The organism is Meiothermus cerbereus DSM 11376 (assembly GCF_000620065.1).
Classification (GTDB): domain Bacteria; phylum Deinococcota; class Deinococci; order Deinococcales; family Thermaceae; genus Meiothermus; species Meiothermus cerbereus.
Genome location: NZ_KK211062.1, coordinates 58,289 through 84,728, shown reverse-complemented (window position 1 = coordinate 84,728; position 26,440 = coordinate 58,289). Strand labels below are relative to the sequence as shown.

At 62.0% G+C, this 26,440-nt stretch carries 13 protein-coding genes and 1 pseudogene; 12 read left to right on the top strand and 2 right to left on the bottom strand.

Annotation, left to right across the window (positions count from 1 at the left end):
- Positions 1 to 2 precede the first annotated feature (2 nt).
- Positions 3 to 584 (bottom strand): HAD family hydrolase, encoded by a 582-nt coding sequence (locus tag Q355_RS0114285; protein WP_027878401.1) that lies wholly within the window; start codon positions 582 to 584, stop codon positions 3 to 5.
- 168 nt (positions 585 to 752) lie between these two features.
- Here Q355_RS0114285 and hflX point away from each other — a divergent pair, with 168 nt between their 5' ends.
- Entirely contained in the window at positions 753 to 2,438 is a 1,686-nt protein-coding gene (gene hflX / locus Q355_RS0114280; protein WP_027878400.1) for a GTPase HflX, read from the top strand.
- A gap of 364 nt (positions 2,439 to 2,802) precedes the next feature.
- Here the strand turns inward: hflX and Q355_RS0114275 are convergent, their stop codons facing one another.
- Positions 2,803 to 3,069, bottom strand: a complete 267-nt coding sequence (locus Q355_RS0114275; RefSeq protein ID WP_027878399.1) for an acylphosphatase — start codon at positions 3,067 to 3,069, stop codon at positions 2,803 to 2,805.
- A 147-nt stretch (positions 3,070 to 3,216) separates the two neighbouring features.
- Between Q355_RS0114275 and Q355_RS0114270 the strand changes: the two genes are divergently transcribed.
- The 11 genes and pseudogenes from Q355_RS0114270 (at position 3,217) to Q355_RS0114220 (ending at position 26,435) form a co-directional block, all read left to right on the top strand.
- A complete protein-coding gene (locus Q355_RS0114270) occupies positions 3,217 to 11,649 on the top strand; it encodes a translocation/assembly module TamB domain-containing protein (RefSeq protein ID WP_027878398.1) in 8,433 nt (2,810 codons plus the stop codon).
- 125 nt (positions 11,650 to 11,774) lie between these two features.
- Positions 11,775 to 14,351, top strand: coding sequence for a BamA/OMP85 family outer membrane protein (locus tag Q355_RS0114265; protein ID WP_027878397.1), 2,577 nt, complete (start codon positions 11,775 to 11,777; stop codon positions 14,349 to 14,351).
- 445 nt (positions 14,352 to 14,796) lie between these two features.
- Positions 14,797 to 15,261 carry a hypothetical protein gene (locus tag Q355_RS0114260; protein WP_027878396.1) on the top strand — a complete coding sequence of 155 codons (465 nt, stop codon included), beginning with the start codon at positions 14,797 to 14,799 and terminating at the stop codon, positions 15,259 to 15,261.
- A 313-nt stretch (positions 15,262 to 15,574) separates the two neighbouring features.
- Positions 15,575 to 18,622, top strand: coding sequence for an AAA family ATPase (locus Q355_RS16080; protein ID WP_245597599.1), 3,048 nt, complete (start codon positions 15,575 to 15,577; stop codon positions 18,620 to 18,622).
- A 269-nt stretch (positions 18,623 to 18,891) separates the two neighbouring features.
- Positions 18,892 to 19,284 (top strand): annotated as a pseudogene (locus Q355_RS0114250) (IS4 family transposase); the annotation flags it as partial.
- 99 nt (positions 19,285 to 19,383) lie between these two features.
- Positions 19,384 to 21,168, top strand: coding sequence for a DNA primase (gene dnaG / locus Q355_RS0114245; protein WP_027878394.1), 1,785 nt, complete (start codon positions 19,384 to 19,386; stop codon positions 21,166 to 21,168).
- A gap of 410 nt (positions 21,169 to 21,578) precedes the next feature.
- Positions 21,579 to 22,592 carry a 3-oxoacyl-ACP synthase gene (locus Q355_RS0114240; RefSeq protein WP_027878393.1) on the top strand — a complete coding sequence of 338 codons (1,014 nt, stop codon included), beginning with the start codon at positions 21,579 to 21,581 and terminating at the stop codon, positions 22,590 to 22,592.
- Positions 22,583 to 24,055 (top strand): class I adenylate-forming enzyme family protein, encoded by a 1,473-nt coding sequence (locus tag Q355_RS0114235; protein ID WP_027878392.1) that lies wholly within the window; start codon positions 22,583 to 22,585, stop codon positions 24,053 to 24,055. Before Q355_RS0114240 ends, Q355_RS0114235 begins: the two co-directional genes overlap by 10 nt.
- Positions 24,048 to 24,851 carry an alpha/beta fold hydrolase gene (locus Q355_RS0114230; RefSeq protein WP_027878391.1) on the top strand — a complete coding sequence of 268 codons (804 nt, stop codon included), beginning with the start codon at positions 24,048 to 24,050 and terminating at the stop codon, positions 24,849 to 24,851. Before Q355_RS0114235 ends, Q355_RS0114230 begins: the two co-directional genes overlap by 8 nt.
- Positions 24,848 to 25,252 (top strand): MaoC family dehydratase, encoded by a 405-nt coding sequence (locus tag Q355_RS0114225; RefSeq protein ID WP_027878390.1) that lies wholly within the window; start codon positions 24,848 to 24,850, stop codon positions 25,250 to 25,252. The genes Q355_RS0114230 and Q355_RS0114225 overlap by 4 nt, the downstream gene beginning before the upstream one ends.
- 19 nt (positions 25,253 to 25,271) lie before the next feature.
- On the top strand, positions 25,272 to 26,435 hold the full coding sequence (locus tag Q355_RS0114220) for an ABC transporter substrate-binding protein (RefSeq protein ID WP_027878389.1): 1,164 nt from the start codon (positions 25,272 to 25,274) through the stop codon (positions 26,433 to 26,435).
- The last annotated feature ends 5 nt before the right edge of the window (positions 26,436 to 26,440 follow it).

Genomic DNA, 26,440 nt, shown 5'->3' with positions numbered 1-26,440 from the left:
TTCTACCCCCAATGTTGCATCAGTGCCTGCAACAGTTCTATAGGGTACTCGAAGCGGGGCTTTAGTGTCGAGTTGTGCGGTGTGGCCAGAAACCACACCGGAATTTGTATGGCCTGTGCGGCTTGCAGGTCACCTTCCGAGTCCCCGATGAAAAGCGCCTGGTGGGGCTTTAGGGCAAAAAACTTTAAAGCATGCTGCAACAAAGCTGGGCTGGGTTTGGGGGGCGCATCCTCGCGGGTGAGAACCAGATCAAATGCCAGCCCGTGCTTTTGTAATGCCTTCTCGGTAGCGGCCCGGTGGTTGTTGGTTAGCAGGGCCGTAGCCAGGCCCAAAGCGCTTAGCTGGCTCAGCAGCTCGGGCATTCCTTCGCGCAGCTCGGAACTTGCTGCCAGCGCCTGCTCGTACTGCAACAAGCGGCGATGCAGAGTGGCCTGCTCTTCCGATGGGCGCTGGGCAATGCCATCCAGGATTAGAAGATGGGGCTTTAGGCCGTGGCTTTTCTTGAACTCTGCCCAGGGATTGCAGGCCCGGGGCCTCAAGATGGTGTCATCCAGATCGAAGAATACGGCTTTCAGCCTCAGCACACCCTAAAGCCTACCTGAAGCGGCCTGGTTCAGTCTTATGATTTCTATCATTTTTTCCCCAAAGCAGGTGCTATACTGATCTCAAGTTGAGACCTCGAGCTGCGCTCCCTGAAGCCCATAACGGTGGATGGAGCGCGCTTGTTTTTGCTCAGCTTAGGTGATTGATTAGTGGAGAAAATCTTTGGTCGCACCAACGGTTTGAAGCCTAGCGAAAAGAAGCGCCTGGCTAACCTGTACAACCGCCGTGTGGGAGCCAACCGCCTGCTCACTACCGAACTCGCCCGCACCCTGGCGGCTTTGTCCGGGGAGCTGGGAAAACCTATAAGCCTGCTTTTCGATAGAGGAGGGCGGGTCGTTCGAGTGGCGGTAGGGGATGCCAAGGAACTGCCCGTGCCCGAGTCGGCCCTGGTGGAAACCCGCTTGTCGGGGTATCGCGTTTTGCACACCCATCTGGGCCAGGGGGGGCTTTCCCGGCCCGACCTCTCGATGCTTTTTTTGCACCGCCTGGACGCAATGGGGGCCCTCGAGGTGGAGCAGGGCCATCCCGGCAAGCTGCACTTAGCCCAGCTATCACCCCCCAAAGCCGACGAAGAAGACTGGCAGATCTTCCCCGCCAGGCCTTACTACGAGTACCTCGAGTGGGACCTGGCTGTGGCCGTAGCGGCCTTAGAAGAAGAGCTATCGCGTCAGGCCCGTGGCCTCGACCTGCGGGATGGCTCGGGGGAGCGGGCGGTGTTGGTGGGGGTAGACCAGGGCGAGGGGGTGCAGGCCGAGGTGGACCTGGCCGAACTGGCCGAACTGGCCCGCACCGCCGGGGCGGTGGTGGCCCACCAGGAGCTGGTCTTCCGCCCCAGCCTGGATCCCCGCTATGCGGTGGGGCGCGGTAAGGTGGAGGAGCTGGTCTCCCAGGCCTACCACCAGAACGCGGGCACCCTGATCTTTGGCATCGATCTGAGTGCAGCCCAGGCCCGCGAGCTTGAAACCATTACCGGACTCAAAATTCTCGACCGCACCCAGCTGATTCTGGACATCTTCGCCCAGCATGCCCGCACCCCCGAGGCCAAGGTGCAGGTCGAGCTGGCCCAGCTCAAATACCTCCTGCCCCGCTTGGTGGGCAAGGGCAAGGAATTATCGCGCCTGGGGGGCGGTATCGGCACCAGGGGGCCAGGCGAGACCAAGCTCGAGGTGGATCGCCGCCGTCTGAAAGACCGCATCGCCGAGCTTACCCGCAAGCTGCGCGAAATTGCCGCTCGCCGGCAGGAAACCCGCCGTCAGCGGGATAAATCGGGCCTGCCCATAGTGGGGGTGGTGGGCTACACCAATGCGGGCAAGACCACCCTCATGCACGCCCTGGCCAAAAAAGGCGACGAGGGCGAGAACAAACTGTTTGCTACGCTGCGCCCGCTCACCCGCCGGGGTTTTTTGCCGGGCATAGGTGAGGTGCTCTTTACCGATACGGTAGGCTTTATTCGCCACATGCCAGGCGACCTGGTGGAGGCCTTCCGCTCGACGCTGGAAGAGCTGCGCGATGCCGATGTGCTGCTGCACGTGCTGGACGCCTCACAGGAAGGGGCTTTGGAACGCTATGAGGTAGTCGAAGACCTGCTGGCCGAGCTTGGCGTTGAGTCCCGGCGCGTGCTGGTGCTCTCCAAGGCCGATGCCGCCGATGGGTACGACCTCGAGTTTCTCAAAGAACGTCTGGGCGGCCTGCCCGTTGCGGCGGTGAAGGGGCTGGGCCTACACGAGCTCAAGCAGTGGGTGGCCGAAGCCCTGCTGGCCCAGGGGGTGCGACCGGCAGCCTGGGCTTACGTTTCTCCTGAACCCAGGGTGGCAGTAGCCGCCTCTACCGATTGAGGGAGTGGTATGAACCCCGCCTGAATTTGTGTTAGGAAGAGGTCGGAGCTCCATCGTTTTTCGGGCTGTTGCTACCCGCGCTTCAGGCGGGGGCCCCAGAAAAAAACAAATCGAAGACACTTCTGATGGGTTGCGCCTGGGTAGATTGGCAAAACCCCGCGGAATGATTCTATGCGTACCTGGCGCAATTCCTAAAGCGATCTTTCGGAACAGCATCTTGCATTTCAACTATGGACTTATACCGGATTCAAAAAGATACTCTTCAAACAAAAAACATCAAGGGGCTATCTTTTTGAATCCTAGAGCACTCCCTTCGGTCGGGTTAGTTCGTCACCGAACGGTGACGAACTAACCGAATCTGGTATTAGTAGGTCTGAAACCCCTTGAGGCCGGTGGCCTCGCTCCACTGCACGTCCAGGTGCTCTACCTTAGCCCCCCTGGGCCCCTGACGCAAATGATGAATCAGGTGCTCGAGGTCGGCTCTTTCGCCCTCGGCCACCACCTCCACCCGCCCATCGGGAAGGTTTTCGGCGTAACCCGATAGCCCCAGCTCAAAGGCTTTCTTGCGGGTGAAGTAGCGGTAGCCCACCCCTTGCACATGTCCACTGACCAATACCGTAATACGCAGCACGTCCTCAATCTACAACGAGTCAAACTTTTGCTAAAGACTGGTTGGTTTTGGACTTGGACTAAAATCTTTCGCTCAAAAACTAGACTTGATTGTCCCCCGATGGGCATTTCCTAGATTCCCCTCAGAGTTCTGGGCTAGACTGAAGGTGTGCGGTTTTGGCGCTGGGTTCCAGCAATTCTGCTCCTCCTTTTGGTGGGGCTCCCAGCATTTCCCCCGCTGATTGACTATGCCCTGCGAGAAGGGCTTAAGGCTGCCGGCTTTACCGGACAATGGCAGGGGGTGGGGGGCTACCTGCTGGGGGGCCTCGAGCTGCGGAGGGTTGAACTGCAAGGCAATGGGGTGCGGCTCGAGGTTCAGCGCTTGCGTATCGGCTATAACCTGCTGAGCTTGCTACGCCGCGAGCTACCGCTGCGGATTATCGCCGAAGAGGGCGATGTTTTTTTGAGCTGGGATGGCATCATCCCGGAGCGGCGGCAACCTGCTGCTCCTACCCCCATTCAGTTGCGGGTGGACGAGCTGGCGCTAAACCGCGTGAGTGTCCAGATTGAACAGAGCCAGAAGTTTTTCCTGCCCACCCTGCGGGCTACCGTGCGGGGCCGTGACCCCTATCAGGTTGCGCTAGCGCTTCCCGATGGGAGGCTCTGGGCTACGGTTCAGCGCACCGGGCGCGAGTTTGAGGCCTGGCAGATCGAGGCCAGGGGCGAGCTGCGGGCGGCCCGCTACTGGTTTGATGGCTTTGAGTCGGGCGAGCTTTTGGGCTCCTGGATCATCGGGCCCAGGGTGAAGAACGGTATCCAGGGCAAAAACCAGATCAAAAACGCCACCGTCAGAATTGTGGGCTTTACCCTTACCGACATTTTCGGCGCGGTGGACTTCGACGGGGAGGCCGTAACCGCCAACCTGGTCGGGCAGGGCCTGGATGGCCCCCTCAAGGGCTCGGCTACGGTGGATCTGCCCAACCAGGAGTACCGCTTCCGGGTCGAGGGCAACCCCACCCTGCCCGCCCTGGCGCAGAACTTTGGCCTGCGCCTGCCGGTGAGCGGGGGTGGGCCGCTGGTGCTCGAGGGCCGGGGCTGGCAGAACCTGATCTTGAGCGGGCGCTACAGTGGCGAGGGCCGCTTGCTGGGCGAACCCCTAACCTATGAGGGGACGCTGGCCTTCGACAAAAAGTTTCGGCTCGATACCGTGGTGGACGGGGCTTTGTTCGACCGCACCTTTCAGGCTACGCTGTCCCTGCGAAACACCGACGAGTACATGGTGCGCCTGCGCGACTCGTTTCAGAGCAACCTGCGCCTGGTGGGCAAAGGCCCCAATACTCAGGCCGAGGGTACCCTGGTCTGGCCCCGGCCCCTACTGGGGGAGGCCGCGGTTCGCTTTTCCAGCACCGGGCCGCGCTGGAGCCTTGGGGTGCGGTCAGAAAACGTCGGCCTGCCTTTGACCAGGCCTTTTAGCCTATCGGGCAACTTACAGGGCCAGGGGGCTATGGTTCAGGGCCGCCTGGGGGCGCTGGATCTAAGCGGAACCTGGGACGACCTGCAGATGCGGCTTTCCGGCCTCGAGCTGCTGGTGGGCCAGCTTGGCGGCCAGGCCCGCTTGAAGGCGGGGCGCTTTAGCGGCGACCTGGACTATGACTCCCCCTACGCCCGCTTTCCCATTGCGGTAGAGCAGGATGGCCCCACCTGGCGGCTGGGCAACCGCTGGGCCAGCGGGGTGTACCGCAACGGGGTGTTCACCCTGGGCCTGCGCGGGCTGCCCCTGCAAATCCTGGAGGCCTTTAAGCTTTCGGGGGAGGTGCGCTACGAACAAGGTAAGCTCTCGGGGGGCTGGGATCTGCAGAGTGAGCGGGTGTCGGTGAAGGGCGAGCTTTACGACCTGGCTACCCGCTACCAGGGCGAGGTACGTACCCCGCTGCGGGTGCTGCCGCTCAGTGGAACCGCCGACAGCACCGGGCTCAAGGCCCGGCTCGAGACCCTTAGTATCACCGCAGATGGAACCAGCGGGCTCTTGCTCAAAGGGCCGCTCGAGCTGGGGCCACAGGTTCGCCTGGAAGCCAACCTGGGTCTAAAGGGTGCGCTCTACTCGGGCCAGGTACGCTTCGCTACCCCCTGGCTCGGGGGCACCCTGGAGGGGCGTGGGGCTACCCTGTGGGCGACGGCCAGTGGTTATGCCCAGCTTTCCGGCCCGGTCTGGCCCAGCACAGCCCTCAAAGGGCGCCTGACCCTGCCGCTGGCGGGGTTTGTGGAGGTGCCCTCGGTGCCGCTGGAGGTAAGCCGCACCGAGGCCCGCTGGCCGGGTGGACGGGTGGAGCTAAAGGCGGGTTTTCCGTTTGAGGGCACGCTGCCGCTGCTGGTAAACCGGGAGCCTGGAAGTGTGCGGGCCAGGGGGAACCTCGAGCGCGGCAGCCTGGAACTGCGTACCCCCTATGGAACCGTGAACGGCGAAGGTGCCTGGCGCAACCTGTCGGTAAGGGGCAGCCTGGGCTACGCCGGCTATAGGGGCCAGCTCTCTGGCCAGGCTGATCTGTTCGGGCTGGCCTACCAGGGGCGGCTGGTGCTGCCGGAGCTGGAAGGGGGGCTCGAGTTTAGAGGTCGCGGCACCAACCTGAGCTATTCAGGGCTCTTTCAGAATGGCCGCCTGACCCTGGCAGGGGATTATCGGCTGGTGGCCGGGAGGCCGCTGGAGGGTTTGCGCCTGCGGGCCATTGCGACCGGCTACGATCTAAGCCGCTGGGGGGTGCCGGGAAGCCTGAAGGGCAGTTGGTCGGAGCGCGGGGGGCGCCTGAGCCTGGAGACCTCCTACGGCCAGGCCCAGATGAGCGGCACGGGCCTGCTGGGGCCGGTGAGCCTGGCGGCGCAAAGCCCCTACGGCACGGTGCGCGGGCAGCTCAGTAGCGAGGCTGTGGCGCTTTGGGGCAGCCTGCGCCTGCCTTACTTGAGCGGAAGTCTGGAGGTGAGCGGCCCGTGGAACAACCTCGAGGCCCGGGGCCAGGGGCGCTACAACCTGCCCTACCTGGAAGCGCAGAACTGGCAGCTTAGTGCAGATGTACTGACCCAAAGCTGGAAGTTGGAAGGGCCGCTGGAGCTCGAGGGCAAGGGCCTGTCCTACGCGGGCCGGGTGAACTGGTCCTATCAACTTCTGGAGCGCAAAGGGGTGTTGCAGGGTAGCCTCGAGGGGAAAGCGCTAGCTGTCCAGGGCAGCCTTCGCACCACCTACGCCGGCCTTCCCTTGAGTGCCACCCTGGAGGCCGAGGGTGCCGACCTGTCGCGTTTGCGGGCCAGCCTGACCTTGCCCGAGGGGCGGGTGCAGCTGGTGCGTCAGCAGGCCATCTTCGACCTCGAGACCGCCCATCTGGCCCGCATCTGGGGGGCCGATGTAGAGGGGCGCCTGAATGGGCGCCTGGATCTGTCGGGCCTGTTGTCCTCGGGCCTGGTGCCCGATGGTGAGGCGACGGGGCTACTCTATGTGTATGGTCAGCAGCTCGAGCTGGGCTACAAAAACCGCTCCCTTTCGGCCTTTTTTCCAGATTACCAGGCTGGGGCGGTGCTGGAACTCGAGCCGGGCCGCGACCCCAGGGTGATTGGAACAGGCGACCTCGAGGGCCTGCTCCACGTGGGCGAAAAGCTGGAGGGCCGCCTCTCCTACCGGGTGCCGGGGCTCGATCTGGAGGCGCAGATTGCCGGGTCGCGCCTGCGTCCGGAATTCTGGCTGGAGGCCCAGTCCCAAGCCTTTAGGGTGCAGGCCCAGGGCAGCTATGCCCTGCAGCAGAACCGGGGGCTGGCCCAGCTTCAGCTAACGAGCGCGTATGCCCAGGCCAGTCTGGAACTCTCCAATGTAGGAAGCCGCTACCAGGCCAGTGGGCAGCTCACCAGCCTGCAATACCTGAAGCAAAGTGGCCCGCTGCGTTTGAGCGGCGAAGGGGCCCGTTGGACGCTGGCCTGGGCGGCCCCCATGCGGGTGGAAGCCCAGGGCCAGGCCGCCAGCCTGGACAGCCTGCGCCTGGCGGGGCAGGGGAGCCTCGAGCTGAGCGAGCGTCGCTACGGCCTGTCGGGCAACCTAGCCCTGGCGGGCGAGACTTTTAGCGGGCAGATGCAGGCCCGGGGCGAGCAGATTGCCCTGGAGCTGCGGGGTGAAGGGGCCAGTCTGGTGGCGCGGGGTACTGCTTACGAGGCCGATGTGGAGGCCCGCACCAACCGCCGAGGCGAGCTGGGCGGTCAGGTGGCATACACCCGCACCCTGGGGGCCAGCACCCTGCGGGCCCGGGGCAGCCTGGGGGGAAGCCTGTTCAGGCCAGAGTTGCTGGGTGAGGGCAGCCTGGTAGGGCGTGGGGCCGAGGTGGCTTTGCGTTTTGGCTATGGCGTGGCTTCACCCTGGGATGAGGCGCCGGCTTCCCGTCAGAATGGGCAGCCCAGCGGCTTTTTGCATGCGCTCTGGGCCCAGGCCGAAGGCGCGGGGCTCTCGGCCCGCCTGGCCCAGGGTGTGCTGAAGCTCAGCATGGACAGCGACCTCGAGCCCTTCGTGGGCCTGCCCCTGCGCCTTCAGACCCAGGGTGAAGGCCCCTGGGAGTCCCTGCAGTTGCCGCTGGTGGTCAGTGGGCCGAACCTCGAGGCTACCGGCATGGCCTTCCCGGCCCAGCTGCAGGCCCAAATCCAGGGTCGCTACGAAGCACAACGGTTTGACCTGGCATATGACCGTCTGCTGCAACTACGCTTAGATGGCCCCTACGCCCGCGGCACGGCCCGCTGGGTGAACAATGCGCCCAGCGGGCTGCTACAGCTTGACCTTCCGCTGCCCGGTGGACGGCTGGTGGGGCAGGCCAACCTGGATGCCGGGCAGGTAAAACTGAACGGTCGCGAGGGATGGCAGGGCAGCCTGCGCGCGCAGCTGCGTGAGGGCTGGAGCCAACCTACCCGCTGGCAGCTCGAGGCCGACTTGGGAGGCCCCATCCCTGGCCAGGCTACCGAACTAAAGCTGCAAGGGCGTTTTGAGCTAGACGCTTCCCCTCTGGCTTTGCGGGGCAATGGTCAGGTGCAGGTACCGGAGTGGGGGGCAGTGCAGCTTAATGCCCAGGGTAACGAAATAGACCTGCGAGGCCTGGCCGAGCTGGCCCCGCTGACTGGCCGTTTGCGGCTCAACCCCCTGCAGGTCAACTGGTCTTTTGTGGGCGCGCTGCCCCGTGGGCTGGGCCAGCTCGAGGCCCGTGGCACCTATCCGGGCCGCTGGGTTAGTGGCAAATACCAGATTGCGGGCCAGAGTGCGAACCTCGAGGGCCAGGATACCCGCCTGCGCGTCCAGGCACCGGGTTTAGAGGCCACCCTCAGCCCAGACCAGCTCGAGGCCCGCTTGCAGGATTACAACCTCAGCGGCCTTCGCCTGAGCGGGCGGGTGGCGGGGCCCTGGAATGGACTAAAGGGAAGTCTGGACTGGGAGGCCTTTGGCCGCAAAGGGGCACTTCAGGCCACCTGGCAGCAAGGCCAGCTGCAGGCCAGCCTGAGCGGCGACGTAGACGGCTCGCTGCGCTACGGCGAGGCTTGGTCGGGAAGGTTGCATTTCCGTGAAGGGAGCCTCGAGTTTTCGGGCAGTGGAATCCCGCTTGTGGAGGGGGAGGTGCTGGGTCTGGGGCTTCGCCTGCGCTACCCCATGTTGCAGGTGGCCCCCAACCGCGAGGGCCTCAACAGCCTGATGCTGGTCAGTACCCAGGCCAGGCGCCTGGACGATGCCAGCAAAGCTGCAGCCTCGCGGGCCAGCAGCTTGCTGATAAACCTTGCCGAGCGCAGCGCTTCGGGAGAACTGGTTCTGCAAAACCTCGAGGTTCGGGGCCAGGGGCCTGTGCTCGAGGCCGTCTACCCCTTTGCGGGAGGCCGCTTGGTGGCGGGATTGGATTTACAGACCCTGGCCGTGCGCCTGGCCGCGCCTGAGCTGGGTACGGGGGTGCTCCAGTTCAAAGAGGGTCGGCTGGATGGTGCGCTTAACCTATCCCCCTATGGGCTGGGGGTGGCCCTGGAAGGGATGGGCGAAAAAGCCAGCCTACGCATCACCCATCCCGAGACCCCCTGGCTTCCTTGGAAAAACGGTGTTCTGGCTGGGCAGATCGGACTCGATGGGCGCTGGCAGCTGACCTATCGGGACACCGAACAAAAGCAACTGCTCGAGGCCCAAGGACGCCTGCTCGAGGCCGCCGTCACCGCCAAAGGGCCCTGGATTGAAGGGCAGCTAAAATACCCTGAAGCAGGAAACTGGCAGGGGCGCTTGCGGCTCGATGTACTGCTCGAGCCACTTTCCAGTCGCCTGCAGCTAGTGCTGGAAGGTAAACAAACCCTGAGCGCCTCCGGTACCCTCAAGGGTGATGTGGGCAACCTCGAGGTGCAGGGGGAGCTGGCCCGGGATGGGCTCTGGGCCCGTGCAGGCTTCAAAGACCTGGCCCTTGATGAAGTTCCACAGATTGCCAGCCGACTGCCTTTTCTGACTGGGCGGGCCAGCGGGTCGCTGGAGTTTAGCCAGGGTCGGCTCGAGTTCAACCTGAGTAGCCCGGGCCTGCGGGTTAAGGGTGACGACCTGGCCCTGACCACCCGTGCCCGGGGTGCTTTCAGTAATGGCTTGCTGCAGGCCGAAATTAGCTTTGAGAGAACCGGCCAGTTAAACGAATTGCGTGAAAACGGCAGCCTGGGTTTCAACCGCACCACGGCCAGCATTCGTCTGGAAAATGGCATCCTGAGCGGGGAGGCTGTAGCGGCTTCCTTTCCTTTGCACTGGCTTTTCTCCACCTGGGCGGGCGATCTGGCTGGGCAGGCCTTCTGGACAGGCCGAACCACCTTTAGTTACAACACCCGCAACCCCTGGGCATCCAAAGGCATCTGGGTAGGGGAGTACCTGCGCTTCCAGGGCGGGGGCGATACCTTGGTGGGCACAGCCGCATTACGTTTCGAGCAAGAGCGGTTATATATAGACCAGCTGGGTTTGACGGGCAAGGGCACCTGGACGGGCTCCGGGTACTATGGTCGGCGGGGCAGCAACCTGCGTCTGAGCCTGGAGAACACCAGCTTTACGCCGGTGCTACAGGTTATACCCAACCTAAAGGCCCTGGCTCCCGAGGGCGGCGGCACACTACGCCTGGCTTCCAATGGGGAGTCGTTTGACCTTACGCTGGAAAATTTCGCTTTCAAGCTGGGCCCGGTAAGGGCCGAAACCCCCCGTGCGGTGCTGCGGGTCGGCAATACCACCAGTGCTGAGGGGCGCATCAAACTTACCGCGCCCTACCCCGCCGAGGCCCAGCTTTCCGGTGAAGGCGACCTCAGCAACTTTACGGTGCGGGCCAGGGGTTCGGCCAACCTGCCCCTGTTGAGCCCCAATGAACCATTTGACTTGAGCTTCAACTACCCCGCCTACACCGTGGACGCCAGGTTGCAAAAGCAGGATGCCCGCCTGTACGGAACCTTGTTTCCCCAGCTCATCCTAACCCTGCAGGGTCAGGTGCCGGTCAGTTATCCACAGTATTTCTTGCTTGAGGGCCTGCTTGAAACCAACCTAATTTTACGCTACCAGCGCGGGTCTTACATTGTTCAGGGGGCAGCCAACGTGATGCGCGCCCGGCTGGGTTTCCCCGAGGGGCAGCGCGAACTGACCATCGGTGCGCCGCCCGATCCCGGAACCCCCCGCCCTGCCAACCTGGTGCCAGTGGAGTTTGCCAACATTCAACTCAAAGCCGACCGCGGCATCTTAATCCAGGAATCGCTGGCCCAGGGTGAGCTGGCGGGCGAGATTTTCCTTAATGGCGATCTTGCCAACCCCTTTCTCTCCGGCGAGGTGGTGCCGCTCAGGGGCAGCTTCAAGCTATGGGACCGCGACTTTACCATAAGGGATCGTTCACCGGACGAACGCAGCTATGCGCGCTTCAGCCCAGCGGCGGGCATTCTGCCCGATTTGCAAATCGTGGCCGATACACAGGTGCTGGATCGGGGTCAGGACAACCGGCGCATTCAGATTAACCTCACCCTTAAAGGAGAGTTTGTGCGGCAGAACGGGCGCATCAAGGTCAACCTCACCCCTACCTTTGTGGCCCGTCATAACAACGAGATCGCCCGCAAAAACGATGGCCAGCCTTACTCCGATGCCGAAATTTATGCCCTGTTGCTGCTGGGCCGCTCCGACCTGTCGGCCCTGCCCGCCGATATCGCCCAGACCGGTCTTCAGGCGGCGGTACAGAACTTTATTGTGGGGCAGCTCGAGCGCGAGCTGGCTAAGGCGCTGGGGCTGGATCAGGTGCGTGTGGAAATCCCAGCCCTCAACGGTGGAACCATCGAAGAGACCCGCTTCACCATCGGGCGCTATCTTTCTCCCGAGCTGTTCTTTGCCTACTCGGTAGACCTGCGTGGCTACCAGACCGTTTTTGCCGAATACCTGCGGGGCGATTATCGCTTGCGCATCAGCACAGAAGTCTTTCCTCAGCCAAGGCCGGAAATCTCCTTTGGCTGGACCATTCGCCCCCTCGGGGCCGACCTAACAATTGACCTGGCTACCGGTATCGGCGACGCCTTCCGCAGCGACGGGATTAAGTTCGGTATTGGCTTTACCTTCCGTTACTAATCCGGGTTTGCTGCAGCTTAAAACCGGCTGAATGTAAGGGGCTCGAGGTACTGCCACCCCAAATCTTTGCTTCCCACAGAAGCCCTCTCACGCACACTTCACGCGCTACGCATATCGTTGGCAGCATGAAGCGATTGTTGACCTTGGTGGTGTTGCTGGGTGCAGCTTTGGCAGCACCCATTCAGGAAGTGGAGGTGCAGGGCGCCGACGCCGTGTTGGCGGCTTTGGTGCGCATTTCGCTACCTTTTGGGGTGGGCGACGAACCTGGCGACCTCGAGCAGGCTAGAGCAGCGGTGCTGAATACCGGCTACTTTCGTGATGCCAGAGTCCGCCTGGACGGCAGCAAGCTGGTGGTAGAGGTAACTACCAACCCCACCATCAGCAAAGTTGCGACCTCGGCCAGGGCTTTCCCCGAGGCCAACGTGCTGCGCTACCTGGAAACCGAACAGGCCATTGGGGTGGGCTCGGTCTTCAACCCCAAGAAGGCCACCGAGGCCGCTTTGGCCCTGGCGCGCATTTACCGCAACGAGGGGTTTCCTTTTGAACCCAGGGTGATACCCGAGACCAAGGAGGTAGCGGGTGGGGTAGAGCTTTTCTTCAATATCGAGGAGAGCCCTGAGCTCAAGTCGGTGGAGGTGGGGGGAGCGACCTATGTTCCCAAGGAACGCCTCGAGCCCCTTTTCCAGCCGGTAATCGAGAATGGGCGTTTTTCCTTCGAGCGCTTCCGCGATGCGGTGGGCCGCACTGCAGATGTCTACGCTTCGGCCGGCTTCAGGGGCAGTGGGGTAGACCTTACCCGTACCAGCCTGGTGGATGGGGTGCTGAAGGTGGCCTTTAGCGAGCTGAAAATTGTCGAGATTAGCGCTCGAGGGGTGGACATCAGCGCCCTGGGGCTCAAGGTGGGCGATCCCTTTAACCTTGACCAGATTCTGGACGGGGTTAACGCCTTGTCGCGCAGCATCAGCCGGGTGGTTGAGTTCAGGCCCGAACGGGTGAGCCAGGAAGGGGTACGCCTGGTTTTTCAAGCGGGTGAGCAGCGCTTTGGTGCAATTCGCGAGGTGCGCATAGAAGGCAACACTGCGATTGCAAGTGACAAGCTGCTGGAAAAACTACGGCTCAAACCGGGCGACGAATACAACCCCGCCCTAGCCAACGAGGATTTTGCCCGAATTTTGCGTGAGTACCGCGATGCTGGCTATGACCTGGTAGCACAGCCCGAGATTACCTTCCGCGAGGGGGTCTATGTGCAGCGGCTCCGTGAGCTTCGAATTGCCGGATACCGCATTGAACCTGCACTGACCCGCACCGACCCCAGTGTGTATTTGCGCGAGATGCCGCCGGTGGGTAGCCTGTTCTCGGTAAGCGCGTTGCGGCAGGGCATTACCAATATCCTGCGTACCGGCTTGTTGCGCGAGCCGCCGGGAATACGCCCAGAGCAGGGTGACAAGCCCGAAGACGTGATACTCGTGCTGAGCTTCCGCGAAGCTCAGACCGGCAGCTTCATTCCCGGGATCTCGTGGAGTAGCCTGACCGGCTGGGAGGGCAACATTAGCATCAGCGACACCAACCTGTGGGGACTGGCCCATCAGTACAGCGTAACCCTGGGTATCAACCCCAACGATGCCGGCCAGCTCATAAGTTTCAACGCCTCGTACCGGATTCCCTGGGTTTACATCGACTTCGCCGACTTTAAGCAGGTGCGCACCTCCTTTGGGATAAGCGTCTACAGCCAACCCCAGGCCAACATTAATTTTCCCCTCGAGCAGCTTTACAACGGCAACACCCCCGACCTGAACGGAGATGGGGTTATTGATGATAAGGACAGGACTTCGCTGTGGCAGTACACCGAGCGCAAGACGGGCATTAACTTTTCCATTTCGCGCCCCCTGAGCAGCGACCTGCCAAACCTTCGGATTTCGGCAGGGCTGGGCTGGGAGTGGAACATTCCAGTGTTGGAAGTTAACGATCCCAACCGGCCTCGATGCCTGGTCAAAGTACCCGACTCGAGCAACAAAGCCAACCCGCCGGTGGCCGAGGATACCGCATGTAGCGATGCCTTGCTACAGGATGCCCAGAACAAATTTGAGCAGAACGTGCGGGAGTTCCAGGCCCTGACCCTCACGCTGGGGACGACCTACACCACACTTAATAACCCCAACTTCCCCACCCAGGGCTTCTCGCTCAACCTCAACACTGGCTACGGTATCACCTTCCCTAAAGGCAGCAATGCCACGCAGTATGTGCCGGTGGTGGTAACGGGCAGAACCTACTTCCAGCTAGACCAGGCCGCTCGTCAGGCGCTGGGCCTGCGCCTCTCCTTTGGTACCATCCTGGGCACAGCCCAGGACAGCCAAAAGTTTAGCCTGGGGGGTAACAGCACCGACATTACCACTTTGCGCGGCTACGACCCCCGCTTCCTCGATAAGGGAACCACCGTTTTGAATGGTTCCATCGAGTACGGCTATGACTTTGGCCTGAGCCCAACCGGTGGAACCAACCTCTACGGGTTTTTGTTTGCCGATTTTGGCCGTCTCTGGCCCGCCTCAGGAGACCTGGACGCCTTCTTCCTGGGGGTTGGCTTTGGTATGCAGGTCAACCTCGACCTGCTGGGAGCAGTCCTGCCGCCCATTCGCCTGGACTACGGTTTCAGTCAGCGCAACCCCGCGGGTCGCTTTGCCTTGCGTCTGGGCCTGGGGTTCTAGGCTGATCCCCGCCGGAAGTGCTCTGTTTAGCTAAATATCTTTGATTTGTGCTTTTTGCTGGGGCCCCCACCTGAAGCTACGCCAAGCGCTGGCCCTGCATCCGGTTGGTTTTGACCTGCCCTAAACACAAAGCTTCAAGTGGGGTTCATATTGGTCATCCCCTGGAGGTGCTGGCTCTGCCTACCGGTGCTTCAAGTGGAGACCCAGGCCTGCAAAACCAACCGAGGACTTTTGTTGTGCTCTTCGCAGATGTGGTCTCCTATCCGGGATGGTCACTGTGCTGCGTGGGATGCAACAATAAAGTTGGTGAGGGGTTCAAGGACTATGAAGAGCGCTCTAGGGTGTTTGAACGCTGCACGACAGCGGTTTGGCAAAAACAGGGCAGAACTGCTGTCGTGCTGGCGTCTGCGATCTGGGGCGAATTTGGGCATTATCATGGAGGGTGATGAACGTGACGACCCGACGTGTGGCCCTCGAGGACAGCCCTGAATCCTTCTGGGAACGCTTTTCGAGTTATGCCCAAAGCTGGCCTGTAAGCCCCGAACCAATGGGAAGCCCCATGCTCGAGGTGCTCACCCCCTGGGGCCCCCTGTTTGTTTTTGACCGAGCCCTGACACCCTTCTCGGGTGAAGAAACCCCCCTGATTTTTCATGGGCAGGTTGAGCGGTGGGAGGAAGCCACAGAGGCCCCAACCATCGAGCACCTGGGCGGTGGCCGCTACCTGGTGAGGGGACGGGTAGGCGACGTGCTCGATGCCCAGTATTTTGTACTACAGGTGGAGAGCCCTAACGATGAAAAAAATCTGCAAATGATTCTGGCTGCCCCAAGCCCTCCGGGCCCGGGGACACCGGTTCGGGCCTATTTGGCCCCTCCACTGATGGCCTTTCGACCGGATGCCTACTCGCGTTAGCTAAAGGGCTTTGTTGAGGCCCCGGGCAAGCCCGCTATGCTCAGCGCCGCGGCCACCTTTTTTGTTGTTTGGCTTGGAAATCCTTGTGGCAGGGGCTATACTTGGGCATGCTGAGCAGCCTGTACTGGGAAGGCAAGTTGCCTGGCGTCATATACTTTTTAGATCGCTAAGTGCATCCAGACATTTGTAGCAGTGGTTTAGCCCTATGATTTGCCCCCGTTGCGGTTACACCAATGCTGCTGGTGAGGAGACCTGTGTTCGCTGCGGAAATGCGTTGCTGCCGGGGGGGACTTTTGTTCAGGAACGTCGCTGGGTGAGCGCGGTATTTTTCGACCTCTCGAGGTTTACCGAGTATGCGCTGGCACACCCGCTGGAGGATACCTGGGAGGCAGCCAACACGGCCTTGCAGACGGCTGCCAACCATGTTCGGCTTTATGGTGGCCACATAGATAAGTTTTTTGGCGATGGTTTTCTGGCTGTGTTTGGCGTTCCGCGCAGCCAGGAGTCGGATGCGCGGGCAGCACTCGAGGCTGCCCAGGCCATGGTGGCCTCGAGTACCCTGCCAGGCAGAGCGGGGGTGGCCAGCGGTCTGGTCTTGCGGACCCCGCTGGGTGGGGGATTGGCCGGCGATCAGACCGTGCTGGGGCCAGCCATCAACCTCTCGCAGCGCCTGTCCCAGGCGGCCCCACCAGGTGAGGTGTGGTGTGATGTAACTACCATGCGCCTCGTTCCAAACGCAATCACCGAGGCCCTTGCTCCCCAACCTCTCAAAGGTTACGCCGAACCCCTGGTGCCATTCCGGTTTTTGGGCTTGCGCCATGACCCCCCGGAGGTGCTGGGCCGGGAGCAGGAGGCCCAGGTGTTGCGCCGCGCGCTGGAGGCGGTTCGCGCTGGGGCAGGCCGCAGGGTGGTGCTGTATGGGCCTATGGGGGTGGGCAAGTCGCACCTGGCCCGACACCTGATCGAAACCCTGCCCGAGGGGGTGCGCGGTGTGATTGCTCCGCACCTGACGGCTGGGGTGGCCTTGCGTTATGCCCTGCGACAGGCATTGCAAAAGTTGTTGCCAGATGGGCTTTTGCAACTCCGGCAGCTGAAGCTGCCGGAGCATCTGCGTACCATTCTGGATTACAGCATTGGCGTTGCAGAGCATCCCGGCCTGCCCTCCGACGAACTCGATCGCCTGTTGATAGAGACTTGGTGGACGATGTTGGCCCAAATTGCTCAGAACGGCCCGCTGGTGGTGGTGCTGGAAGATATGCACAATGCCGACCCGACGGTGCTGGAGTTCACCCGCCGCCCCGCCCCGCCGGGGGTTATGCTGCTTTTGGTTGCGCGGCAAAACCGCTGGGAGGCAGCCGACGACCTGGAACCTCTTTTACTTAAGCCCCTTTCGCTCGAGGATACCCAGCGTCTGATTTTGCGGGCCCGCCCCGAACTGGGCCCGGCCGCCAGTCTTCACCTAGCCGAGGCCAGCGGCGGGTATCCGTTGGCGGTACAGGCCCTGAGCCTGACCCCAAACGGTGAGCCTGAGCCTATCCCGCTGTACCAGCCCAGGGTGGACAGCCTGCCCCGGCTGGCTCGAGTGGCCCTGCAGGCCGCGGCGGTTTTGGGTTCGACCGTCCCGCCCGAGCTGGTCAGGCACCTGGTAGGGGAGGAGGCCGACCTGACCCGGCTGGTGGGGGAGGGCTACCTCGAGGCCGACGACCGGGGGCAGTTGCGCTTTGCGATACCCTGGCTGCGCGAGGCGATTCTGGGCCAGGTTGGCGGACAGCAGGTGCAGAACTGGCACCAGCAGGCGGCCCGTTGGTATCAGCACCAGGGGCGTCTGGCCGAGGCTGCCACCCACCTCGAGGCGGCCGGCGATATAACTACGGCCTACCGCATGTGGCGGGTGGTTGCACAACAGGCCTGGACGGAGGAACGCTACTCAGGGGCCATTCTGGGCTACCTCGAGGCCCTGCGCCTGGCCGAGGGCACTGTGCGCTGGCAGGCTGCGCTCGAGGCTGCCGAGGCCTACCTGGCCCTGGGCCGCTATGCAGAAGCCCTCGAGCTGGCCAGCCTGCCCATGGAAGCCCGGGAACTGCCGCAGGCTTTGCACCAGCGGGCCTGGGCTATTCGACTCGAGGCCAGCCTAGCACTGGGGCAGGTAGACCTGGTGGACAGCCGCACTGGCGGCCCGTCCCGGCAGGGGATTGCTCCCCAGATGGAGCTTCCCCGGCCCGCTGAAATTATTGAACCCCGCCTGGCCCTGGCGCTGGCCCGCACCCTCCCGATGGAGGAGGCGGACAGACTGCTGCAAGGGCTCCCGGCTTACCTCGAGGGTGCTGCCCGGCTGGTTCGTGCACGGGGCTTGCTGCGTCTGGGACAGCTTAAACCAGCCCAGGAGCTGTGTGAAGCGTACCTCAGGGAGTATGCCCATAGCCCTGCCGAAAACTTTGAGGCCCGGCTGCTTCTTTCTGAAGCGCTATGGCGACAGTTCAAGCTGCGCGAGGCTATAAATGCCCTGGGTGAGCTGCCGGGCGAAGTCTTGCCCACCTGGTTTAGTTGCCTGTACGGCGGTCATCTGGCGGCCTTGCAGCTCGACTCTGGCCAGATGGAGGAGGCAAGGGCCTTGTTGGAAGAGGGCCTGTTGTTGCTCGAGGGTGCGCCCCAATGGGTTGTGGAGCGGGTGAGCCGAGTTCGCTTGCGCTACTTGATTGAGTCGGGTCAGCTTGAGGATGCGCTTTACTTTGGCGAGTCGGCTGTTGTGCATGCGCCTTCGCCACAACTCCTGGCCCTGCTGACCCTGGCCTATGCCCTGGCCCCAGGGCAGCACAACAGCCAGATGCTTCAGCGGCTGCTCAAAGGGCTTCAGGGGCAGTCGCAGTTAGAGGTACGGGCGGCCTGTGAGCTGGCAATGGGAATCAACAAATGGTATCAGGCACGCAGTGGGACAGCCCACATACGAAACGCGGTGTTGCTGGCGCAGCGGGGACATAATCCAACCCTTTACTTTTACGCACTGTTGGCCCTTAGCTTTACCCAGCAAACCCACAACCCCAAGAAGGCCCTGGCCATCGCGCATTACCTGGTGCAGCAAACGGCAGCCTCCGGTTTCGTGGTGCAGCACGGCTACGCCCGCCTGCTACAGGCCCAGCTTTTGCTGGCTTCGGGGCATGACCCCAGCGGCCTTTTGGAGCTTGAGCCCAGAACCCCGCTGGCCCAGCTCTGGAAAACCCTGCTGCACGGGGTGATCCAGGGTGAAAAACCCCGCTTGAGGGCCTATAGTTTTCGTGGGTACGGAATTCTGGGTGCTTTGGCGCGCTGGTTTTGCCAGAAGTTTGATATGCATCTGGCACTACGTCCAGAGCGGCTCGAGTGAACGGGTTGGGTTGGTCCATACAGACCGACGAAGTACTGGCTGGAGCTGGTGCGGAACTCACCCCCAGCAATCTGCGGGTTCTTTAGTGCAGCGATGCCCAGACGCTAGGTACACGACAAAACTTACCAGAAGCACGTAGGAGCTGATAAAAATAGGGACTGCCCCGCCAAGAGGTAGTCCCATGAATCATCGAACTCAGCGAAGTTTTTCGACCCCACCTGCAGTGGCATCGAGCCCGACTGGACTTTCTGGCCGCATTTGTGCTGGCCTTGATCCGCGTCCGCGAGGCCGATCCCCAGCAGGCCCCTGCTCGATACGCCCGGCGCTGGGAGATCCAAACCCTCTTCAAAGCCTTCAAAACCCAGGGCTTCGACTTCGAATCCACCCACCTGACCCGGGCTGAACGGATGGAGTCGCTGATTGCTTTGATGAGCATTGCCCTGGTCTGGGCGCATCAGGTGGGGGAATGGCTCTCACGAACCAAGCCTATCCCCATCAAAACCCATGCGCGTAAGCTCTACTCCACCTTTCGCCATGGGCTTGATTATCTACGCCAGCTTCTCTTTGCCCCAGAAGCCAGGAAAACCGAACTGTACGCTTGTATGGGGCTTTTGTCATGTGCCTGGGAGCAGCTCAATATTTGTGAAGAGTGCTCTATATGACCGGATTCCAAATCTTTAACTATGGCCTACCTCTTGCAAGGGCGAGCTAGAATGTAGTTCTAAATTTGCTGGGCAAATGCCCTGACAAGCCTACCTCCTATGGATGCCCAAAGTGCCCAAGCCATCGAACTTATCCGCTCCCGGATGCCTATTCGGGAGCTGGTGGGCAGGTATGTGGCGCTCAAGCCAAGCGGCAAGGGTACCTGGAAGGGCCTCTGCCCCTTTCATCAGGAAAAAACCCCCTCGTTTCAGGTCAACGAGGCCAAAGGGCTGTGTTACTGCTTTGGCTGCAAAAGTGGGGGTGACATTTTTGCTTTTTTGCAAAAGATTGAGGGCATTGAGTTTCGTGAGGCCCTCGAGCGCCTTGCTCAGGAGACCGGGGTTGAGCTGCCACAGTACAAAGGGCGTTCCTCCGGGCGTAAGGAGGCTTTGCAAATCCTCGAGCTGGCCCAGGCTTACTTCCGCTCCCACCTGGCTGGTGAGGCACTGCAGTACCTGCAGGAACGCGGTCTGACCCCTGCATCTATCGAACGGTTTGGTCTGGGCTATGCGCCCAAAAGCCGGGATGGCCTGATCAAGTACCTGCAGGACCACGGCATAAGCCCGGAGGAAGGCCTGGAGGCTGGGGTGCTCATGGAGCGCGAGGGGCGTTATTTTGACCGCTTCCGCAACCGGGTAACCTTTCCCATTCTGGATCCGCTGGGCCGCATCGTGGCTTTTACGGCTCGAGCCCTGGAAAAAGACGACAACCCTAAATACCTCAACTCTCCCGAAACCGCCCTGTTCAAGAAGAGCCAGCTACTTTATGGCTATCCAGAGGCCCGTGCGGCCATCCGTGAGCGCGGGCGGGCGGTAGTGGTAGAAGGGCTGTTCGATGTGATCGCCCTGCACCAGCTGGGTTTTGCCGAAACCGTGGCGGTACTGGGTTCCTCGCTCTCCAACGAGCAGGCCCACCTGCTGAAGCGGGCCGATGCCACCGAGCTTTACCTGGCTTTCGATGCCGATGAGGCCGGGCGTAAAGCTACCTTGCAAAGCCTGAACCTGGAGATCGCTCGAAGCTTTGTAGTGTACGCGGTGCTGCTCGAGGGGGGTAAAGACCCGGGGGATCTGTTGCTGGTTGCCGATGGTAAAGACCGCTTTGAAGCCGCGCTGGAGGCGGCGCTGTCCGAGGTGGAGTACCGCTTCGAGCAGGCTTCGGCGGGGTTGGATTTGAAGCGCCCCGAGCACAAACAGAAAGTGCTCGAGGCCCTCAAGCCCCGCCTGATCTCGAGTGAACCCTTCGACCAGGTGGTCGAGAAACTAAAAGCCAAGGTAATTGGTGCGCTGGAAATCAGCCCCCGCGCGCTGGAAGACTACCTGGCCCGGGCCCGCACTTCCTCAGGGCGGGCTGGTTCCGCCGCCCGACCCGACCGAACCCAGGGCATTGGCCTGGGCCGCCCAGACCTCACGGAAAAACGTCTCTTGCGCGAGCTGGATGTTATCGCACTTTTGTATTCGGTGCCCGAGGAGGAGTTTTTGCAGTGGACCCAGTACGTCGAAGACCACACCTGGCCGCCCGAAGGAAGCCTTCTGGCCGAATTTATGCAGGCGGCCCGTTCTGAACAGGGCAAGAACCGAATCCTGAAGCATTTTGAGCAACGGGGGGAAGGCGCCCGTCTGATCGACGTACTGATGAAGAGCCCCAGCTTTGAGCGCCAGAACCTCGAGGTCCACCTGAATGTGGCGCTGGCCCGGGTACGGGAGGTCTATTTCGAGATGCGGCTGGAAAAACTCAAAACCCAGCTCAAAAGCGTTACCGACCTGGACGAGATTCGCGCCCTGACCAAAGAAATCCAGGAGGTCTTGCAGGCCATCGAGGCCGAGCGGCGGGTCTACAAGCGCTGATAAAAAACTTTCTACCTTGAGAATTGTTTGGAACCAGGCCAGCGTAATACTAAGTATCTCCGCATCAGATTTTTACCTCTACAGCCCCCCAGTAGATCTAATACCGGATTCAAAAAGATAATCTTCAAACAAAAAGTGCTAAGAGGCTATCTTTTTGAATCCTAGAGCACACCCCTCGCTGCGCTCGGCGAAGAAAGCGTATCCCTTTGGTCGGGTTAGTTCGTCACCGTTCGGTGACGAACTAACCGAATCTGGTATCAAATCGAGCCACCGGCACCTTGCTCGCTGTTTGCACTGCAGGAGAGAGCGCCAAACAACACCCTCGACCCACCCTCCAGGGCCGGGTTGTGTGTAACAAGGTTGTAACAGGCCCCGCATAAACTCACCTCAATCTGGTTTTGAGGTTCGAGATGGCGTACCTTCGGGGCCTTGGGGTCTATCTACCTACACCACGCATGCACAGCAGCGAGATTGCTGCGGCCAGCGGGCTGCCGGAATGGGTGGTGCGGGAGAAGCTCGGCATCCACCAAAAACCCATCCCTGGCCCAGGCGACCACCCGGCCCGGATGGGGGGCTGGGCTGCCCAGGCCGCGCTACAACAGGCGGATCTGGAGGGCGCACAACTGGACGTGGTGATTAGCATCACTGACGAGCACAAAGATTATCCGGTCTGGACCAGCGCACCCCTCATTGCCCAGATGGTGGGGGCCAGCCGGGCCTGGTGTTTTGACTTGAACCAGAAATGCGCCAGCTTTATCACCGCGCTGACAGTAGCCGAGGGGCTTCTGGCCAGCCGCCCCGACCTGGCCCACATCCTGATTGCAGGTGGTTACCGCAACGGCGACCTGATTGACTACGCCGACCCCGCGGTGCGCTTCATGTACGACCTGGCGGCGGGCGGTGGGGCTGTGGTGGTGGCCCGGCAGGGATCCGGGCTCAAGCTGTTGGCCAGCCGGCTCAAAACCGACCCCACCCTAGCAACCAGTGTGCGGGTGCCGGTGGGGGGCACGGTCGAGCCCCTAACTCCGGCCAATGTAGGCCAGTACAGGTTGCGGGTGGCTGAGCCTGAAGTGATGAAAGAGCGGCTCGAGCAGGTCTCGCTGCCCGGTTTTCTGGAGGTCATCCAGGGCGCACTTGGGCAGGCTGGTTATACGGCTGCCGACCTCGACTACCTGGCCCTTTTACACATGAAGCCCTCGGCCCACCAGGCCGTGCTGGCCGGGTTGGGGCTATCGGAAGAGCATTCCATTTACCTGTCCGATTATGGACACCTGGGCCAGCTCGACCCCATTCTTTCCCTGAAGCTGGCCAGCGAGGCAGGCAGGCTGCTCCCGGGGAGCCTGGTAGCCCTAGCTACTGCTGGGGTGGGCTACCACTGGGGGGCGGCGGTGCTGCGCTTTGAAGGGGGGGCCAGATGGAACTGAACGCCAACTGGCTCTCGCGCCTGGCCGCCTACCACCCCGAGCGCCCAGCGGTGTACTGGCGTGGGAGCTGGCTGCATTACGCTGCGCTGTACCGGCGGGCCCAGCGGGCTGCGGCCTCGCTGGCCGGGCTTGGGGTAACCAGGGGGGAACGCGTGGCGGTGCTGGGGCCCAATCACCTGGGCTACCTCGAGCTCTACTTTGCTGCACCGCTGCTGGGCTTTATACCCACCCTATTGAACCACCGCCTGAGCGAGGCTGAGCTGAAGGGGTTGCTCGAGTACACCCGGCCCAGGGTGCTCTTCTACACCGATGAATTCGCCGCAATCGCACAGCGGCTGCACCCGCAGGCTTACCCCCTGGAAGCCCTGCAAACCCTACCCGAGGGCAGCCTGCCCGATTATGCCCCCAGCCTGGAAGACCCCGCCCTGCTGCTGTTCACCGGCGGCACCACCGGGCTACCCAAAGGGGCCCTGATTCCCTACCGCCAGCTTCTGGTCAACGCCATCCAGACCTGCATGAGCTGGGGGCTTTCGCCCGAAGATCGCTACATCGTGGCCACGCCCATGTTCCATGCCGCCCTGAACGCCCTGGCCACCCCACTGCTTTACCTGGGGGCCCAGGTACTGCTGCAGGAGAAGTTCGACCCTGCGGAGTACCTGGCCTGGGTCAGCACGCACCGGGTGAGTCTTTTGTTCCTGGTGCCCACCATGTACCAGATGTTGGCCCAGCACCCCCACTTCGCCCAGGCCGACCTGCAAACGGTGCGCTGGGCCATCTCTGGCGGCGCCCCCTGCCCCCACCCTGTGCGGGCAGCCTTCCGGGCCAAAGGGGTGCGTTTCAAGCAAGGCTATGGTCTTACCGAGTGTGGGGTAAACTGCTTCACGCAAGACCTCGAGGAAGCCGATGCCTACCCCGAGTCGGTGGGCCGACCAATGCCCCACCTCTGGGCCCGGCTGGTGGGGGATGACGGCCTGGAGGCGCTCGAGGGTGAGCTCTGGCTTTCCGGGCCGGTGGTGATGTCGGGCTACTTCGAGCGTCCCGCCGAGACCGCTAAAGCCCTGGTTGTCCACCAGGGCCGCACCTGGCTGCGTACCGGCGACCTGGCCCAGCGAGATGCCGCGGGACGTTACTACATCGTGGGGCGGGCCAAGGAGATGTTCATCTCGGGTGGCGAAAACGTCTACCCCATCGAGATTGAGCGCGTTCTTTACGACCACCCGGCGGTGCTCGAGTGCGCCGTACTGGGCGTACCCGATGCCCGCTGGGGCGAGGTGGGTCTGGCCGCGGTGGTGCTAAAAACGCCCATCAGCGAGGAGGAACTAAAGGATTTTCTCAGGGCCCGGCTGGCGGGCTATAAAGTGCCCAAACACTTTCTTTTCATCTCCGAGCTTCCCAAAAGCGGCCCCGGCAAGATTTTGAAGAGCGAGCTATACCGCAGGTTTACCGAGGAGTCCCATGCCTGAGCTGGCGCTGAACGGCACCACACTCTTCTACCGCACGGAGGGCCCCCCAGCGGCACCGTGGCTGGTGCTGCTTAACGGCATCTTCCAGCGCACCGAAGCCTGGGAGCCCCTGTTGCCTTACCTCGAGGGCTTCCGGCTGCTGCGCTACGACATGCGGGGCCAGGGTCAAAGCGCCGTGCCCGCGGGGCCTTATCCCCCAGAGCTCCACGCCGACGACCTGGCAGCCCTCCTGGCAGCGCTGGGGATAAAGCGCTACTACCTGCTGGGCCTCTCCAATGGTGGGGTGGTGGCGCAGGTACACGCCGCCCGTAGGCCCACCGGCCTGGAAAAGCTGGTGCTGCTGTGTACTACCCCCCGCCTCGACCCCCTTTTGCGGGCCAAGGTTGAAAGCTGGCGGCGGGGCCTGGAGTGGGGCGGTACCCGTGGGCGCATGCTGGTGGCTTTGCCCTGGATTTGGGGTCGGGCCTTCCTACAGGCCCACCCGGAGGTAGCGAGCGAGGCCTGGCTTTCGCAGATGGAACAGGCGGCCCCCACCCCAGAAGCGCAGCGACACCTGCTGGATGGTTTTTTGGCGATGGAAGACCTGCGCCCTCGACTGGGCCGTATAGAAGCCCCCACCCTGGTTCTCTCTGGCGAGGACGACCTGCTCTTCCCGCCTTTTTACGGCCAGGAAATTGCTATGGCCATCCCCGGCGCTACACACCGGGTACTCCCCCAGGTGGGGCATGTGGCTCCCCTGGAAAATGCACCTGGGCTGGCCCAGCAAATAGCCAAGTTTTTGGAGGTCAAACAATGAAATTCAAGGTGGGAGATACAGCTTCCTACACCCAGACCCTGGCAGAGGCACATCTGGCCTTGTTCATTGGAGCGGTGGGCGACACCAACCCCCTACACGTGGATGCCGAATATGCCAGGAAAAGCCGTTTTGGGGCCCGTATTGCCCAGGGTGTCCTGGTGGCTGGTCTTATATCCACCGCCATCGGCACCAGGCTGCCGGGGCCGGGCGCCATTTACCTGGGCCAGAGCCTGCGCTTTCTGAAGCCCACCTACCTGGGCGATACCATCACCGCCACCGTGACCGTGCGGGCCATCCGCCCGGATAAACCCATCCTGAGTCTCGAGACCGTCTGCACCAACCAAAAAGGCGAGCGGGTCATCGAGGGTGAGGCCACGGTGCTGTACGAGGAAGTTCTGTGAAGCCATATAGGAGGCAAGTATGAAAAGAGTCTGGTTGGTTCTTTTGGCTGTCTTGGGTTTGGCTGGGCTGGCCATGGCCCAGACCACCGTGCGGGTAGGCGTGCTGCTGCCCACCTCGACCGTAGCGGGCAAAGCCGCACTGAATGGGGTGCAGCTTGGGGTTGACCAGGTCAATGCTGGCGGAAAGGTAAAGATCGAGCTGGTGGTGGTAGACGATGGCAACGCCCCTGCGGCTGCGGTTCCGGCCCTCACCAAGCTGATGACAGTCGACCGGGTAGACATTGTGATTGGTGGGCTGGCCTCTGGGGTAACGTTTGCCCTTTCGGGGCCGGTAAAGCAATACCAGCCGCTATTCCTCTGCATCGGGGCAGCCAGCAGCGTGGTGGAGCAGGCTTTTAGTGATTATGGCCGCTTCTTCCACTACCACCCCTGGGACTACCACAACGTAGCGGCAGCGCTCGAGTTCTTCAAGCACCTCTACGACCTCGGAGCCCGGCGGGTGGCCATCCTCTACGAAGACGGGCCTTTTGGTTCAGCGGGCATCCAGACCTACCGTCAGCAGCTCGAGCGGCAGGGCTACACCGTGCAGGCTGAACCCTTCAAGTCGGGTTCGGGCAGCTTTACCTCCATCCTGACCCGCCTTAAAGGCTTCCGGCCCGACATTCTGTACTGGATCGGCTACGACGTGGACGCCCTGCCCATCGCGGCCCAGGCCCGGCAGGTGGGGCTCGAGCCCAAGCTCATCTACGGTGCGCCCCCCGCCTGGCCGGTTGGCTTCGAGAAGAACGCTCTCTCCAACGACATTGCCGGCATGACCGCCTGGCTGCCCTCGGTGTCCAATAACGAAAGCCGCCGCTTTGTAAACCTCTACCGCCGCAAGTTCGGCGATGTTACCGACGAGTACATGGCCCCCATGGGCTACGTAATTGCGCTTAGCCTGGGCAGGGCAGTGGAGGCCGCTGGCTCCGCCGATAAAGACCGCATCGCCGCCGAACTGGCCAAGGTGCAGATGGATACCCCATTCGGCCCCCTATCGTTCAAGCCCTCCGACACCGGGCGTACCCGCTTCCAGGGTTTCAACCAGAGCATCTGGCTACAGTTCCAGTACCTGGAAGGCTCACGCCGTCCGGTCTTCCCGGCCAATCGTGCCGCACGTCCGTTGCGCTTCCCCGGCAACTACTAACAGAG